This window comes from Leifsonia sp. 71-9 (genome assembly GCF_001898805.1).
Classification (GTDB): Bacteria; Actinomycetota; Actinomycetes; order Actinomycetales; family Microbacteriaceae; genus Leifsonia.
In genome coordinates, this window is record NZ_MKVJ01000021.1 from 141,723 (window position 1) to 156,087 (window position 14,365).

13 protein-coding genes and 1 pseudogene are annotated in these 14,365 nt (G+C 71.6%); 6 read left to right on the forward strand and 8 right to left on the reverse strand.

Annotation, left to right across the window (positions count from 1 at the left end):
- Window positions 1-495 precede the first annotated feature (495 nt).
- The 3 genes from BGO91_RS17245 to BGO91_RS17255 form a co-directional block, all read right to left on the reverse strand.
- Window positions 496-1,344, reverse strand: coding sequence for an SDR family NAD(P)-dependent oxidoreductase (locus BGO91_RS17245; RefSeq protein WP_290473965.1), 849 nt, complete (start codon window positions 1,342-1,344; stop codon window positions 496-498).
- Window positions 1,345-1,494: 150 nt separating this feature from the next.
- Window positions 1,495-2,046, reverse strand: a complete 552-nt coding sequence (gene idi, locus BGO91_RS17250; RefSeq protein WP_290473966.1) for an isopentenyl-diphosphate Delta-isomerase — start codon at window positions 2,044-2,046, stop codon at window positions 1,495-1,497.
- A 131-nt stretch (window positions 2,047-2,177) separates the two neighbouring features.
- Entirely contained in the window at window positions 2,178-2,609 is a 432-nt protein-coding gene (locus tag BGO91_RS17255; RefSeq protein WP_290473967.1) for a hypothetical protein, read from the reverse strand.
- A gap of 163 nt (window positions 2,610-2,772) precedes the next feature.
- Between BGO91_RS17255 and BGO91_RS17260 the strand changes: the two genes are divergently transcribed.
- Window positions 2,773-4,650: a glucoamylase family protein gene (locus tag BGO91_RS17260; RefSeq protein ID WP_290473968.1), complete on the forward strand. Its 1,878-nt coding sequence runs from the start codon at window positions 2,773-2,775 to the stop codon at window positions 4,648-4,650.
- Window positions 4,651-4,751: 101 nt separating this feature from the next.
- Here the strand turns inward: BGO91_RS17260 and BGO91_RS17265 are convergent, their stop codons facing one another.
- A complete protein-coding gene (locus tag BGO91_RS17265; RefSeq protein ID WP_290473969.1) occupies window positions 4,752-5,861 on the reverse strand; it encodes a hypothetical protein in 1,110 nt (369 codons plus the stop codon).
- 55 nt (window positions 5,862-5,916) lie between these two features.
- Between BGO91_RS17265 and BGO91_RS17270 the strand changes: the two genes are divergently transcribed.
- Entirely contained in the window at window positions 5,917-6,708 is a 792-nt protein-coding gene (locus BGO91_RS17270) for a MarR family winged helix-turn-helix transcriptional regulator (protein WP_290473970.1), read from the forward strand.
- A 12-nt stretch (window positions 6,709-6,720) separates the two neighbouring features.
- Here the strand turns inward: BGO91_RS17270 and BGO91_RS17275 are convergent, their stop codons facing one another.
- From BGO91_RS17275 to sigJ, 3 genes are all read right to left on the reverse strand, one after another.
- The gene (locus BGO91_RS17275) at window positions 6,721-7,389 is read right to left on the reverse strand and encodes a hypothetical protein (RefSeq protein ID WP_290473971.1); all 669 of its coding nucleotides are present in this window, start codon (window positions 7,387-7,389) and stop codon (window positions 6,721-6,723) included.
- A 52-nt stretch (window positions 7,390-7,441) separates the two neighbouring features.
- The gene (locus BGO91_RS17280) at window positions 7,442-8,932 is read right to left on the reverse strand and encodes an MFS transporter (RefSeq protein WP_290473972.1); all 1,491 of its coding nucleotides are present in this window, start codon (window positions 8,930-8,932) and stop codon (window positions 7,442-7,444) included.
- Between the two features lie 67 nt (window positions 8,933-8,999).
- Complete coding sequence (gene sigJ, locus BGO91_RS17285) at window positions 9,000-9,887, reverse strand: RNA polymerase sigma factor SigJ (protein ID WP_290473973.1); 888 nt, start codon at window positions 9,885-9,887, stop codon at window positions 9,000-9,002.
- Window positions 9,888-10,031: 144 nt separating this feature from the next.
- Between sigJ and BGO91_RS22160 the strand changes: the two are divergent.
- Together BGO91_RS22160 and BGO91_RS17295 are read left to right on the forward strand one after the other, a co-directional pair.
- A pseudogene (locus BGO91_RS22160) lies at window positions 10,032-10,127 on the forward strand (NAD-dependent epimerase/dehydratase family protein); the annotation flags it as partial.
- Window positions 10,128-10,497: 370 nt separating this feature from the next.
- Entirely contained in the window at window positions 10,498-10,788 is a 291-nt protein-coding gene (locus tag BGO91_RS17295) for a hypothetical protein (protein ID WP_290473975.1), read from the forward strand.
- A 35-nt stretch (window positions 10,789-10,823) separates the two neighbouring features.
- On the opposite strand, the gene BGO91_RS17300 is transcribed toward BGO91_RS17295, so the two are convergent.
- On the reverse strand, window positions 10,824-11,591 hold the full coding sequence (locus BGO91_RS17300; protein ID WP_290473976.1) for a GTP pyrophosphokinase family protein: 768 nt from the start codon (window positions 11,589-11,591) through the stop codon (window positions 10,824-10,826).
- Between the two features lie 223 nt (window positions 11,592-11,814).
- Here BGO91_RS17300 and dnaK point away from each other — a divergent pair, with 223 nt between their 5' ends.
- Together dnaK and BGO91_RS17310 are read left to right on the forward strand one after the other, a co-directional pair.
- The gene (gene dnaK, locus BGO91_RS17305) at window positions 11,815-13,674 is read left to right on the forward strand and encodes a molecular chaperone DnaK (RefSeq protein WP_290473977.1); all 1,860 of its coding nucleotides are present in this window, start codon (window positions 11,815-11,817) and stop codon (window positions 13,672-13,674) included.
- Between the two features lie 2 nt (window positions 13,675-13,676).
- Window positions 13,677-14,324: a nucleotide exchange factor GrpE gene (locus BGO91_RS17310; protein ID WP_290473978.1), complete on the forward strand. Its 648-nt coding sequence runs from the start codon at window positions 13,677-13,679 to the stop codon at window positions 14,322-14,324.
- Window positions 14,325-14,365: the final 41 nt, after the last annotated feature.

Below are 14,365 nucleotides of genomic sequence, written 5' to 3' on the forward strand. Positions count from 1 at the left end.
CCACTGGATCGCCCGCTCCCATCCAGCTGTCGCAACGCGCCGCCAGCGCGGGCGCCCGTACGGCATGGTGCGACCGCTAGATGCGCAACGTGCCCAGTCGATCCCGTCGCGTGACCAGTGGATCGCGCCACGTGACCAATGGATGCGGCAAGCGGGCGCCACCATCTAGTTGCCACCCCGTGACTCCAGTCGTCACAACTCGCCGTCAGCTCCTGCTCCCGCACAGAGTGTTGCGACCACTAGATGCGCCACGTGACCAGTGGATCGCGTCACGTGACCAGTGGATCGCGTCACGTGGTCGCTGGATGCGGCGGGTGCGCGCCACCGTCTGGTTGCCACCCCGTGACTTCAGTCGTCATAACTCGCCGTCAGCTCGTGCTCCCACGCGGCGTGTTGCGACCACCGGATCGCCCGCTCCCCACCAGTCGTCACAACGCGCCGTCAGCGCAGCCTCCCGCACGGCATGTCGCGACCACTGGATGCGGCGACAGCTCCCTACGCGACCCACCCCGCGGTCGCCCCGGTGACGGCGGAGCCGTCCAGGTCGGCCAGCTTGATGCCGACGAACGCACGCGCGGCGTCCGACGTCTGCACGCGGAACGGCGGCTCCGCCTCCGTCAGCACCCGCTCGATCACGGCGGCGACGTCCGCGGGCTGCTGCGCCGCGGCGAACGCGCCGGCGGTGCGCTCCAGGTAGGCGGCGAGCTGCGGGGCGTACGGTCCGGCGTCGGCGAGGGCGGCATCCCGGCCCTCGGTGGCGTTGGCGACGAACTCGCTCGCGACGGCGCCGGGCTCGACCACGATGACCGCGACGCCCTGGGCGGCGGCGACCGGGTGGAGGCTCTCCATGAAGCCCTCGACCGCGAACTTGGCGGCGCAGTACGCGTCGTTGAAGGGCTGGCCGACGATGCCGCCGACGCTCGACACGGTGACCACGCGGCCGCGGGAGGCGCGCAGTGCGGGCAGCGCCGCCTGTGTCAGCTGCACGACGCCGAAGAAGTTGACCTCCATCGCAGCGCGGATGCGGTCGATGCCCATCGTCTCGGCGGTGCCGAGGGCGGCTGCGCCGGCGTTGTTGACCAGGGCGTCGAGGCGACCGCGGTCGGCCACCACCTGCTCGACGAGGGCTGCGGAGGCCGCGCCGTCGGTCACATCCAGCGCCCGGATGTCGACGGAGACCCCGGCGGCTGCGGCCGCGTCGCGCAGGCGGTCGGCGCGGGAGACGTCGCGGACGGTGGCGACGACGTCCCAGCCGCCGCGGGCGAGGGCGACCGCCGTCTCGAGTCCGATGCCGGTGGAGGTGCCCGTGACGACGGCGACGGGAGCGCTGGAGGTGGAGTTCATGATCCCAGCATGCTCCTTCGAGTGCACTCGACGTCAAACACGGGGCGGTCTCCCGCCGCACACCGTGCGTGCACGAAGGTATTCGCGCCACGGCATGCGCTACGGGAGTTATCCACAGGTGATTTCACAAGTGGAAAATATGAGCCGTTCTCACAGCTGGCCCGAAGGTTCGCCGTCCGGGTCGGCGTAGAGGGCCGGCAATTGGAGGGTGAGCCACGGGCTGAACGCCCAGGGTGTGGCCTCCACGGCGGAGAGCAGCGTGCGCGCGTCGACCCATTCCCACTCGGCGACCTCGGCGGCCGACGGGGAGAGCGGCGAGGCGACGGTCGCGGTGTAGACGGGGCAGATCTCGTACTCGACGATGCCCGACGCGTCGACCGCGCGGTAGCGGAAGTCGGGCAGCGCGACGACCAGGTTCTCGATCGTCGTGCCGAGCTCGTCGGCGGCGCGTCGGGCGACCGCGTCCTCCATGGACTCGCCCGGGCCGGGATGCCCGCAGAACGAGTTGGTCCAGACGCCCGGCCAGGTGGCCTTGCCGAGCGCGCGACGGGTGACCAGGATGCGCCCCTCGCCGTCGAAGAGGTGGCACGAGAACGCCAGGTGCAGCGGCGTCTGGGTGGTGTGCACGGTGGCCTTGTCGGCCGTCCCGATCGGCGTCCCGTCCTCGGCCAGCAGCACGACCTCTTCACGGGTTGGCGTCATGCGTCCCATCCTAGGCGCGGGTGCTGGGAGGGGAACCGGGCGGAGCCGGGTGAGACAGGGCGGGCTCGGTGGAGCGGGCGGAGCCGGGTGGGGTCGGGCGGGGGCTCGGCAGACCCGGGCGGCGGCCCGCCTCACGCCGGCGGGGTGGCCGCCATGTGGTCGCGCATCGGGAGGAGGTTCTGCAGCGGAGCGAAGTACCCGAACCGCGGCAGGTCGAACACCACGCCGCGCACACCCGACGCGGCGAAGGAGGCGAGCCACTCGATCGCGCCCGGCAGCGGCACCGACAGCACCTTCGAGGCGGCCTCGTCATCCAGTCCCGCGCTCAGCGCGCCCTCCCGCGCCCGCCCGAGCGTCGTGAAGGCGAAGACCATCGGCCCGGCGTCGAGCTCGCCGACGAATGGCGTCGGCGCGTCGTCCGTCCCGCGCGCGATGAAGGCCCAGCTCGGCAGCGCGTAGACCGCGCGCCAGAGCCCGTCCATCGCCGCGAAACTGTCCGGTGCGTTGCGCATCACCTCGGCCGCCGCGTCGATCGCGGCGACCTGCTCGTCGGACGGCTGCATCGATCCTCCCCCTGGTTCGGTGCGTCCACCCTAGCCCGGGGATGCGCGGGCACAGCAGGACATACGTGCTTGCGCATCGCTATGTATGCGCATACACTCGCTCGAAACCGTGACCGCCCGCCATCCCGCACACAGCCGTCGGGATGTCGGCGAAAGGACGATGATGCCCCTTCACCTCTCCCGCCGCGCGCTGCGTGCCGGCGGAACCGCTCTCGCCGCCGCGTTCGTCGGCGCCGTCGCTCTCGCCGCTCCGGCGGCGGCCGCACCAGCGGGGTCGGCAGCCGCTCCGGCAGCCGCCGCACCTCCGGGGCCGGCCGGGGCCGCCGCTGTCTCGGCCATCTCCGTCGACACCCATGGCCCCGCTTCCGGCGACGCCGCTCCCTACGCCGCCGACCTCCGGCGCTGGGCGGCCGACATCTGGCGCTCGCTCGACGCGATGACCGATCCCGCCGTCGGTCTCCCCGCCGACAACATCGACGGCGCGCTCGATCCCGCCTCCGTCAGCGGCCACACCTCGCCGACCAACATCGGCGGCTACCTCTGGTCGACCCTCGCCGCCCGCGGACTCGGGATCATCTCCGTCGACGACGCCCGCACGCGGCTGACGACCACCGTCGGCACGCTCGAACACCTCGAGCGCAACGCCGCCAGCGGGATGTTCTACAACTGGTACTCGCCCGCCGACGGCCGCATGCTGACCACGTGGCCGGAGGACGGCTCGGTCGTCCATCCCTTCCTCAGCACCGTCGACAACGGCTGGCTCGCGGCGGCACTGCGCATGGTCGCGAACGGCGAGCCGACACTGACCGATCGCGCCCGCGCGCTGTACGACTCGATGGACTTCGGCGTCTTCTTCGACCCGACCCCGTACAACCCCGCCCTTCCGGCCGGCACGAACAAGGGCGGCTTCTGGGAGGCGCAGCCCGGCGACACCTGCGCCACCGAGCGCGCGCCGTTCTCGGGATCCGGCCCGAACGTCTTCTACACCTGCCACTGGTACGACACGACCGTGAGCGAGAGCCGCATCGCGACCTACCTCGGCATCGTCAACGGGCAGATCCCGCCGTCCGGGCTGTACGGCACCTTCCGCACCATGCCCGCCGGCTGCGACTACTCCTGGCAGGAGCAGAGCCCCGTCGGCGAGAACCGCGTCTACGACGGCCTCACCGTGTACGAGGGCGCGTACACCTCCGATGGCATGCAGTTCGTGCCGAGCTGGGGCGGCAGCATGTTCGAGGCGCTCATGCCCGACCTCCTGGTGCCCGAGGAGACCTGGGGTCCGACCTCGTGGGGCGTGAACCATCCCGTCACGGTCGCCGTGCAGGAGAAGCACGGTCAGGATGCCGGCTACGGATACTGGGGATTCTCGCCCGCGAGCAACCCCGACGGCGGCTACCGCGAGTACGGGGTGGACGCCGCCGGGATGCGTGCCGACGGCTACTTCTCGGACCAGGAGAACACCGATGTCGACCTCCCCTTCGCCGGCTGCCCGACCGCCGCGCGCGGCACGAACCCGGCGCCGACCTACGGTGACGGCGTGGTGACGCCGCACGCGTCGTTCCTCGCACTCGGCTACGACGCCCGCGGCGCGGTGGAGAACCTGCGCGGCATCGAGCAGAACCTCGGCGCCTACGGCCCCGGCGGCTTCTACGACGCGGTCGCCGTGCACAGCGGCCGCATCGCCGAGCGCTACCTCTCGCTCGACCAGTCGATGATCATGGCCGCCGTCGCCAACGGCCTCGACGACGGCGCGATGCGCACCCTCTTCGCCGACGACGCGGTGCGGGATGCCCTCCAGCCGCTCATGGCGGCCCAGACTTTCTCGGCGTCGTGGGCTCCGCGAGCGGAGACCGGCGAAGGTGCGGGCGCTGCGGGAGGCGACGGCGCTGCGGTCGCGGGCATCGCGACCGGCGAACTCGCCGCGACCGGCTCGGCGACGGGAGGCGCGGCCGTCGCCGCGTCTGCGCTGGCGGTGCTGGTCGCGGGTGCGGGGATGATGGGGATGGCGATCGTGCGGAGGCGGCGTCGGCGAGTGGGGTGATGTTTGCCGCGGCCTTCAGCCGCACACGACGGAGGCCGGGACGCTCGCGCGCCCCGGCCTCGTGTCGTTCCACCTGAGGTGTTCAGTGGAGCCGTCGGTGCTCAGCTCTGCTCGGGCTGACCCGGCTCCGCGGGCGTGCCCGGCTCGTCGGCCTGACCCTGCTCCCGCGGCTCCCAGCCCAGGTTGCGGGCCATCGTCTCGAGGGTGGCCAGGGTGGTGGCGTAGTCCTCGGGGGAGATGCCGTCGGCGAGTGTCTCGCGCACCTCCTGCACCCGGGCGAACGCCGCGTCGTGGGCGGCGCGGCCCTCGTCGGTCAGGGTGGCGCGGTCGCCGTCGAACCAGACCCAGCCGCGCTCGGTGAAGTCGGCGAGGATGCGCTCGATGCGCGCCGTGCGACGGTCGCCGTCGCAGCGGCTGTAGGGGCCGCCGTGACCGCGGTGCCCGTGGTGCGGGCCGAAGCCGCGTCCGCCGCGGAAGCCGCCGGGGCCTCCGAAGGGGCCTCCGAAGGGACCACCGAACGGGCCACCGAAGGCGGGTGCAGCGGCGGTGCCGCGCAGGAACCCGCGCTCGAAGCCGCGCTCGAAGGCGGCCTCGCGGCCGTCGTGGCCGTGGTGCTCGTGGCCGTGGTGCTCGTCGTGGCCGTGGGCCTCGGCGTGGGCCTCGGCGTGAGCGTCGGCGCCGTGGTGGTCGCGGCGACCACCTCCCGGGCCGAACGGGCGCTCGGCGCGCCACGTCTCGCGGCTGTAGGTCCAGGCGCCCTGGGAGCGCTGGGATGGGTGCGGGTGGCGCCCGCCGCGTTCGCGCGGGTCGAAGCCGCCGCGTTCGCGCGGGTCGAAGCCGCCGCGTTCGCGCGGGTCGAACCCGGCGCGGCCGAAGCCCTCGCGGCCATGACCGCGCTCGCCGCGCTCACCGCGCTCACCGCGCTCCGGCACACCGGACCGATCGTGATCGCGACCGCGGCCGAAACCGTCGTGTCCGCGTCCGCGTCCGCGACCGTGGCCACGACGCCCGCGGGGGAGCCGGTCCGCGAGCTCGGCGGCGGTCGCCGGGCCCTCGGAGAGGGAGTGGAGCAGGCGCCAGCCGCCGCGGCGGAGGTCCTGCTCGGCCAGCGCGTCCCGCATGCGGTCGCGCAGCCGGCTCTCGATCTCGCCGAACCAGTATCCGGGCGGGGTCGAGGCAGGGGTGTTGTTCGAGTCGTCGATGTTCGTCATCGGGGACCCCTTCCTATTTGCATGTATCTTGACAAGTAAATGTATAGTTACATACATGGATGACGAGAGTCAAGCTCAGCAGGGTTCGCCGTCAGCGGACGTGGTCGCGCTCATCGAGAGCGCGCTCATGGCGGTGCGCCGCGATCAGTCGCGCCGCCGGCCGCCCGGCCCCTGGGGCGATGGACCGTTCGGCCGCGGCGGCCCGCACGCCTGGGGCCCGCGCGGTCCGTGGGGTGCCCCGGGAGGCGACGGCGGCCACGACCGGCCCGACCGCACCGCGCACGGTCGCCCCGGCCCCGAGCGCCCCGAGCAGGACCAGGCCGGTCAGGACCGCGCCGATCAGGACCGGGCCGACCGTGGCTCCCACGATCGCAACGGCCGGGACCAGGGCTCCCACGACCACAACGCTCGGGATCACGGCTCCCACGACCACGACCACCCGCCGTTCGGCGACTCCGCCCGCCCCGGCCCCGGTCGCCGCGGCCGCGACGGCAGCCTCGGCCGCATCGCGCGCATCCGGATGCTGGAGGCGCTGGAGACTGCGGAGGCCGCAGGCAGTCCGCTCTCCATCAGCTCGCTGGCGCAGGCGATCGGCGTCGATCAGCCGCGGGCGAGCCGGCTGGTGCAGGAGGGCGTCGAGCGCGGGCACGTGCGGCGCGTGCCCGATCCGTCTGACGCGCGCCGGGCGCTCATCCAGCTCACCGCCGCCGGCCGGTCGCAGCTCGAGGAGGTGCGCACCCACCGGCGCAGCGCGGTCGAGTCGGCGCTCGCGGAGTTCACCCCGGAGGAAGCGCGCACCTTCGCCGAGCTGTTCGACCGTTTCGTCCGCGCCTGGCCCCGCCCCTGAGCGGAAAGGTCTTCACACCGCAGGCGCCTGCCCCGTCCCGCAATCGCACGGCGGGTACTCGCCGCGCAGCACGGCGGCGGGAGCCGACGGGATCAGCAGCGAGCGCTGCAGCCGACGGTTCCAGAACGGCTTCCGGCTGGTGATGCGCAGTCGCAGACTCGAATGGGTGAGCCATCGCCCGGCGGCCCAGTGGGTCAGCGTGTTCTCGACGCGGTGCACGCGGCGGACGTACTCCTGGTCGGCCGCCAGCCAGGCCGGGTCGATGAGGGCGGCCTCCCTGCCGAGGGTGTGCATCCAGCCGTGGAGGATGTCGGCCTGCGCCTGCAGGAACACCTGCGAGTTGAACAGCCAGTTGCGGGCCCACCCGCTGCGGAGCGGCTGGAGGAGCATGAGCTCGGTGGATCCGTCCACCGCACTGTCGACCGCGCGCACGCCGTAACCGCGCGGGGTCGCCCCGTCGGACGGGACGATCCCGTCGAAGGGCCGACCCGCGTCGGCGGCGTCGCGCCCGATCCCGAAGATCGTCCGCAGATTGGCCGCCGCCCAGGCCTGCCGCGCCGCGAGCGCGGTCTCCGTGCGCGCGGAGCCCCGCACCAGCGTGCCGATCAGGAACCCGAGCGCCAGAGCGATCACGCCGACGAGCACCACCACGCCGAGCGGGAATGTCACGACCTCCGCCATGGGGCCAGGCTAGGCGCTCCCGCCGCCGGGCCGAATGGTCGATTTCGCCGGGTCAGCCGAGGCGCACCGAGCGCGGCGCCTTGACCGGGATCAGCAGTCCCAGCCCGATCGCGAGCACCAGCACGATGCCGAGGATGCCCCAGTACTGCGCGCCGCCGACGGCGACGAAGGTCGCGAACAGCAGCGGCGCCAGGAACGACACCGCGCGTCCCGTGGTCGCGTAGAGGCCGAAGACCTCCCCTTCGCGGCCGACCGGGGTGACCCGGGTGAGGAACGTGCGGCTGGCCGACTGCGCGGGCCCGACGAACAGGCAGAGCACGAGGCCGCCGATCCAGAACGCGGTGGCGCCGCCGTCGTGCAGGAAGAACACGGCGAGCCCGGCGACGACGAGGCCGACGAGGGCCGTGACGATGACCGGCTTGGGGCCGTATCGATCGTCGAAGCGCCCGGAGATCAGGGTGCTGACGCCGGCGACGACGTTGGCCGCGATCGCGAAGATGATGACCTGGCCGCTGGAGAAGCCGAAGGTGCCCTGGGCCAGGATGCCGCCGAACGTGAACACGCCGACGAGCCCGTCGCGGAACAGGGCCGAGGCGATCAGGAACAGGACGGTGTTCCGGCTCTCCTTCCACAGCCTCCCGATGTCGCGCACGAGCACGGCGTAGGAGGCGAAGAAGCCGACCCGCGGAGTGCGGGCGTTCTTCGCCATCTCGGGCACCGAGATCAGCACGGGCAGCGAGAAGACCAGCGTCCACAGCGCGGCGATGAGCGCGATGATGCGGATGTTGAGCCCGGCGTCCTGGCTGGCGTGGAGGAAGCCGCCGGTGCCGTCCGGGTTGTCGGTCACCAGGCCGAAGTACACGATGAGGAGCAGCACGATGCCGCCGAGGTAGCCGGCGCCCCAGCCGAAGCCGCTCACCCGGCCGACGGTCTTCGGCGTCGAGACCTGCACGAGCATGGCGTTGTAGTTGACGGTGGCGATCTCGTAGAAGACGGTGGCGATCGCGACGAGGGCGACCCCGAGCAGGAAGTACGACGGCTCGCCGACGACGAGGAACATGAGTGCGGTCACGACCACGACGACGCCGGTGTTGATCCCGAGCCAGAGCTTGCGGCGGCCGGAGCCGTCGGTCCGCTGGCCCAGCACCGGCGCGAGCAGCGCGACGATGACGCCGGCGATGGCCAGGCCCCAGCCGAGACCGCTGGAGAGCGGTGCCTCGGCGGCGGTCACGGCGGCGTGCGCGGGACCGTTCAGATCCGTCTCGGCGTCACGCGCCGCGACGAGCGCGGGGTCCACGAAGAGGCTGCCGGTCAGATACACCGTGAACACGAAGGTCGTGATGACCGCGTTGAACGCGGCGCCGCCCCAGTCCCACAGCGCCCACGAGACGACCCAGCGACGCGGGATGCGGCGCTCGGTCGAGCTGTCGGAGAAGAGCGGGCTCGCCGACGTCAGGAGCGCATCGGTCGACGTGGTGGGGCGTTTCGTGCTCGCGTCGTCATCGCCGTTCGCACCGCCGCCTCCGGGGAGGTCGCGTGTCATGCCCACAGCGTAGGGGCTGCCGGGGAACGGGCGGTGAACCGGCGCGGCGCGGTCACGTCCGGGGTGCTCACGCCCAGAGCGTCAGCTTGTCGGGGTTGCGCATCATGCGGATGTCGGTGACGAGACCGCCCTGCACGCTCAGGGTGAGGATGCCGGTGACCACGCCCTGCTGCCGCACCTCGAAGCCGAGCCCGTCCGTCGTCTCGATCGGGCGGACCACGGCGTCCGAGAACTTGGCGGCCAGGCCGAGGAGGAAGCGCGCCGCGTTCTCGGCGCCCCGGACGGGCCGGCGGGCCGAGCTCACCCGGCCGCCGCCGTCCGCCACCAGTACGACCGCGGGATCGAGGACGGCCACGAGCGCGGCGAGGTCGCCTCCCGCCGCCGCCTCGCCGAACGCCTGCACGACCCGGTCGTGCTCGGCGCGGGGGACGGACCGTTCGCGGCGCTCTTGGACCCGCCGCCGAGCGGAGGTCGCCAGCTGACGGCAGGCGGCGGGGGAGCGCCCCACGATCTCCGCGATCTCGTCGAAGGGGAGCGCGAACACGTCGTGCAGCACGAACGCCACGCGTTCCGCCGGTGTCATCGCCTCGAGCACGACGAGCAGCGCGGTGCTCACCGATTCGTCGAGGGTGACCCGGTCGAGCGGATCGAGCGGAGCCGCATCCCCGGCCCCTCCGAACGCCGACGTGGGCAGCGGCTCCGGCAGCCACGGGCCGACGTAGCTCTCGCGTCGCACGCGCGCCGAGCCGAGCACGTCGAGGCAGACACGGCTCGCAACCCGGGTCAGCCAGGCGCGCGGCGACGAGATCGCGTCGCGCTCGCCGGGCGTGAGCCGGTACCAGCGCGCGTACGTCTCCTGCACCGCGTCCTCCGCCTCCGCCACCGTGCCGAGCATCCGGTACCCGAGTGCCAGCAGGTGCCGCCGCTCGGCGATCACCTCCGCGTCCACGTCCATGCCGCCTCCTCTTCCCCTATTAAGACGGATCGGGGCGCCTGGGTGTGAGGCCGCACCTCACATCCGCGGGTGCTGCGTCGTCCTGCAGGGTATGGATGACTCGCTTCTGCACAGAATCCCCGCGCGCACCGAGGCGGTGACGCGATGAGGGTCGCCGTCGCCGGCGGCACCGGCGTCGTCGGGCGGCACGTCGTCGCCGCCCTCGACGCCGCCGGTCATGACGCCGTCGTGCTGAGCCGCTCCCGGGGCGTGGATGTGCGCGCCGCCGACGCAGTAGCCACCGCGATCGAGGGATGCGCGGCGCTGGTCGACGTGACCGGTGTGCAGACCACCTCGGGCCGCGTCTCGCGTGAGTTCTTCGGCGGGGTCACCCGCTCCCTGCTCGCCGCCGAGCGTCTCGCGCATGTGCCGCATCACCTCGCGCTGTCGATCGTGGGAGCCGTGGCGGCGCCGTCCGCCTATTACGCGGGCAAGGCGTTGCAGGAGCAGCTGGTGCGGGAGTCCGGCACGGGATGGAGCATCCTGCGGGCGACGCAGTTCCACGAGTTCGCCGCGCAGCTCGTCGGCGACCGCGCAGCTCGTCGGCGACCGCGCGAAGCGGTTCCACCTCGTGCCCGCGATGCGCTCCCAGCCGGTCGCCGCGGCCGAGGTCGGCGAGGCGCTCGCCGCGATCGCCGTCGGCGAGCCGCGCGGGCTCGACCGCGACCTCGCGGGGCCGCTGGTCGAGGACATGCCCGACCTCGTCCGCCGCTACCTCGCCGCGACCGGGCGCGGCGGCCCGGTCGTCACGGTGCCTCTCCCGGGCCGCTGGGGCCGGGCGCTCCGCGACGGCACCCTCCTCGCCGGACCGGACGCGCGCCTGGGACGGCAGACGTTCGCCGAGTGGTTGGAGGCGCGCTAGGCCCGCACCGGGCCGGGCGTCAGACGGGCGCGGCGCTAGATCTGGATCGGCAGCGTGTACTGCTGCATCCCGCCGCCGTCGCCGCGCACCTGGCGGTGGATGTCCTCCATCGTCACGTCGAGCTGACCGGCCGTGCCGGCGGCGGCGGTGAGGTCGCGCAGCAGGTGCTCCGGGATCTCGCCGTCGTACTTGTAGTAGATCTTGTGCTCGAGGCTGGCCCAGAAGTCCATCGCCACCGTGCGCAGCTGGATCTCGACCGGCACGTGCACCGGCCCGGCGCTGAGGAAGACGGGGACCTCCACGATCACGTGCAGGCTCTTGTAGCCGTTGGGCTTGGGGTGCGCGATGTAGTCCTTCACGCGGAGCACGCGGACGTCCTCCTGGGCGACCAGCAGCTCGAACACGCTGTACACGTCGGAGACGAACGAGCACACGATGCGCACGCCGGCGATGTCGGTGATCGCGTCGCGGATCGCCTCGAACGACGGCTCGCAGTTCTTGCGCACGACCTTCTGCTCGATGCTCTCGGCCGACTTCAACCGGCTCGAGATGTGCTCGATCGGGTTGTACTCGTGCAGCTCCGCGAACTCCTCGCGCAGGATGGATACCTTCGTCGAGATCTCGTCGATGCCGAACTTGTACGGCATGATGAACCGCGCGAAATCGTCCCGGAACGCCTGCACTTCGCTCAGCGTCGCGGGGTCGATGCTCTGCAGCGCCTCGATGGCGCGCGACGACAGCAGCGGCCCTCCGTGCTCCCCGGCGAGTGCAGGGGTGTCGGCGTCGGCAGGGGCGGGATCCATGCCTCCACGCTATCGACGGTGGTTGTGCGAAAAGTGTGAATCGGGGTGGGAATACACCTGCATTCCTTAAAGTTGAGTCAGGTGTACTCAAGTTTTGGGCTCGACGGCTTGACATGATTCCACCCCGGGTGGCACTCTTGAGTCGTCGGGACTCAACTCTCGACCCCCTGATTTTCATCGGCCAGCGAATACGCAGACCAGCAACAAAGGAGAGAAAGCACATATGTCACGTGCAGTAGGTATCGACCTCGGAACCACCAACTCCGTCGTCTCGGTGCTCGAGGGCGGCGAGCCCACGGTCATCGCCAACGCGGAAGGCTTCCGCACCACCCCGTCCGTCGTCGCGTTCACCAAGGACGGCGAGGTGCTCGTCGGCGAGACCGCGAAGCGCCAGGCGGTCACCAACGTCGACCGCACCATCTCGTCCGTCAAGCGCCACATGGGCACCACCTGGACCCAGGAGATCGACGGCAAGAAGTACACCGCCCAGGAGATCTCGGCCCGCATCCTGCAGAAGCTGAAGCGCGACGCGGAGCAGTACCTCGGCGACACCGTCACCGACGCGGTCATCACGGTCCCCGCCTACTTCAACGACGCCGAGCGTCAGGCCACCAAGGAGGCCGGTGAGATCGCGGGCCTCAACGTGCTCCGCATCATCAACGAGCCCACCGCCGCCGCGCTCGCGTACGGCCTCGACAAAGGCAAGGAGGACGAGCTCATCCTCGTCTTCGACCTCGGTGGCGGCACCTTCGACGTCTCCCTCCTCGAGGTGGGCAAGGACGACGACTTCTCGACCATCCAGGTCCGCTCGACCGCCGGCGACAACCGCCTCGGCGGCGACGACTGGGACCAGCGCATCGTCGACTGGCTGATCAAGAAGTTCAAGGACACCACCGGTGTCGACGTCTCCGGCGACAAGATCGCGAAGCAGCGCCTCAAGGAGGCCGCAGAGCAGGCCAAGAAGGAGCTGTCGTCGAGCATGTCGACCAGCATCCAGCTGCCCTACCTGTCGCTCACCGAGAACGGCCCGGCCAACCTCGACGAGACGCTCACCCGCGCCCAGTTCGAGCAGATGACCAGCGACCTCCTCGACCGCACCAAGAAGCCGTTCCAGGATGTCATCCGTGAGGCCGGCATCAAGGTCGGCGACATCGCGCACGTCGTGCTCGTCGGCGGATCGACCCGCATGCCCGCCGTCTCCGAGCTCGTCAAGCAGGAGACCGGCAAGGAGCCCAACAAGGGCGTCAACCCGGACGAGGTCGTCGCCGTCGGCGCCGCGCTGCAGGCCGGTGTGCTGAAGGGCGAGCGCAAGGACGTCCTCCTCATCGACGTCACCCCGCTGTCCCTCGGCATCGAGACCAAGGGCGGGATCATGACCAAGCTCATCGAGCGCAACACGGCCATCCCCACCAAGCGCAGCGAGACCTTCACCACGGCCGACGACAACCAGCCGTCCGTCGCGATCCAGGTCTTCCAGGGCGAGCGCGAGTTCACCCGCGACAACAAGCCGCTCGGCACCTTCGAGCTCACCGGCATCGCCCCGGCCCCCCGCGGGATCCCGCAGGTCGAGGTCACCTTCGACATCGACGCCAACGGCATCGTGCACGTGTCCGCCAAGGACAAGGGCACCGGCAAGGAGCAGTCGATGACGATCACCGGCGGCTCGAGCCTGCCGAAGGACGACATCGAGCGCATGGTACGCGAGGCCGAGGAGCACGCGGCGGAGGACAAGAAGCGCCGCGAGTCCGCCGAGACCCGCAACCAGGCCGAGCAGCTCGTCTACCAGATCGAGAAGCTCATCAAGGACAACGAGGACAAGCTCCCCGAGGACGTCAAGAACGAGGTCCAGGGCGACGTCGACGCGCTGAAGACGGCTCTGGCCGGCGAGGACGACGAGGCCGTCAAGACCGCGTTCGAGAAGCTGAGCGCGAGCCAGCAGAAGCTCGGCGAGGCCATCTACTCCTCCAGCCAGGCCGACGCCGCGGCTCCCGAGGCGGACGCCCCCCAGGGCGAGCAGGCGGGTGAGTCCTCCGACGAGGACGTCATCGACGCCGAGGTCGTCGAGGACGAGGAGAAGAAGTAATCATGTCGGACCAGAACCCGGGTGCTCCGGGATCGGGCGAGCCCGATCCCGAGCGCGAGGAGCCGATCATCCGTGACAAGCGGCGCATCGACCCCGAGACCGGCAAGGTCCGGGAGCCGTCCGAGCACGACCTGTCGCACGAAGAGCTCGTCGACGTCGGCCCGGCCGCGGAGGAGGGTCCCGTCCTGTCGGACGACGACCTGGACGTCCTCTCCGGCCAGACCACGTCCGACGCGCTCGCGGCGGAGCGGCTCGCCGACCTCCAGCGGGTCACCGCGGAGTACGCGAACTACCGCAAGCGCACGGAGGCCAACCGCGAGGTCGAGCGCGAGCGCGCCGTGAGCGAGGCCGTCAAGGGCCTCATCCCGGTGCTCGACGACCTCGAGCGCGCCGAGAAGCACGGCGACCTCACCGAGGGCAGCGCGTTCGCGACCATCGCGGCCAAGCTGCGCACGAACGTCGAGCGGCTCGGCCTCACCCCCTACGGCGAGAAGGGCGAGCCCTTCGACCCGCAGATCCACGAGGCGATCTTCCAGCAGCCCACCCCGGACGTGACGGCCGACACCGTCGCGGACGTCGTCGAGACCGGCTACCGCCTGGGCTCGACCACCGTCCGAGTGGCGAAGGTCGTCGTCGCGGTCCCGGCCTGATCGACCGGATGCACGGCACGGCGGAGCGGCGGGACCACGGT

What these genes read in the sequence shown, in the direction of transcription:
- dnaK (WP_290473977.1), top strand. Translation starts at nt 11,815, where the DNA reads ATGTCACGTGCAGTAGGTATCGACCTCGGAACCACCAACTCCGTCGTC.
- BGO91_RS17280 (WP_290473972.1), bottom strand. Translation starts at nt 8,932, where the DNA reads ATGACACGCGACCTCCCCGGAGGCGGCGGTGCGAACGGCGATGACGAC.
- BGO91_RS17270 (WP_290473970.1), top strand. Translation starts at nt 5,917, where the DNA reads ATGGATGACGAGAGTCAAGCTCAGCAGGGTTCGCCGTCAGCGGACGTG.
- BGO91_RS17300 (WP_290473976.1), bottom strand. Translation starts at nt 11,591, where the DNA reads ATGGATCCCGCCCCTGCCGACGCCGACACCCCTGCACTCGCCGGGGAG.
- sigJ (WP_290473973.1), bottom strand. Translation starts at nt 9,887, where the DNA reads ATGGACGTGGACGCGGAGGTGATCGCCGAGCGGCGGCACCTGCTGGCA.
- idi (WP_290473966.1), bottom strand. Translation starts at nt 2,046, where the DNA reads ATGACGCCAACCCGTGAAGAGGTCGTGCTGCTGGCCGAGGACGGGACG.
- BGO91_RS17310 (WP_290473978.1), top strand. Translation starts at nt 13,677, where the DNA reads ATGTCGGACCAGAACCCGGGTGCTCCGGGATCGGGCGAGCCCGATCCC.
- BGO91_RS17260 (WP_290473968.1), top strand. Translation starts at nt 2,773, where the DNA reads ATGCCCCTTCACCTCTCCCGCCGCGCGCTGCGTGCCGGCGGAACCGCT.
- BGO91_RS17275 (WP_290473971.1), bottom strand. Translation starts at nt 7,389, where the DNA reads ATGGCGGAGGTCGTGACATTCCCGCTCGGCGTGGTGGTGCTCGTCGGC.
- BGO91_RS17255 (WP_290473967.1), bottom strand. Translation starts at nt 2,609, where the DNA reads ATGCAGCCGTCCGACGAGCAGGTCGCCGCGATCGACGCGGCGGCCGAG.
- BGO91_RS17265 (WP_290473969.1), bottom strand. Translation starts at nt 5,861, where the DNA reads ATGACGAACATCGACGACTCGAACAACACCCCTGCCTCGACCCCGCCC.
- BGO91_RS17245 (WP_290473965.1), bottom strand. Translation starts at nt 1,344, where the DNA reads ATGAACTCCACCTCCAGCGCTCCCGTCGCCGTCGTCACGGGCACCTCC.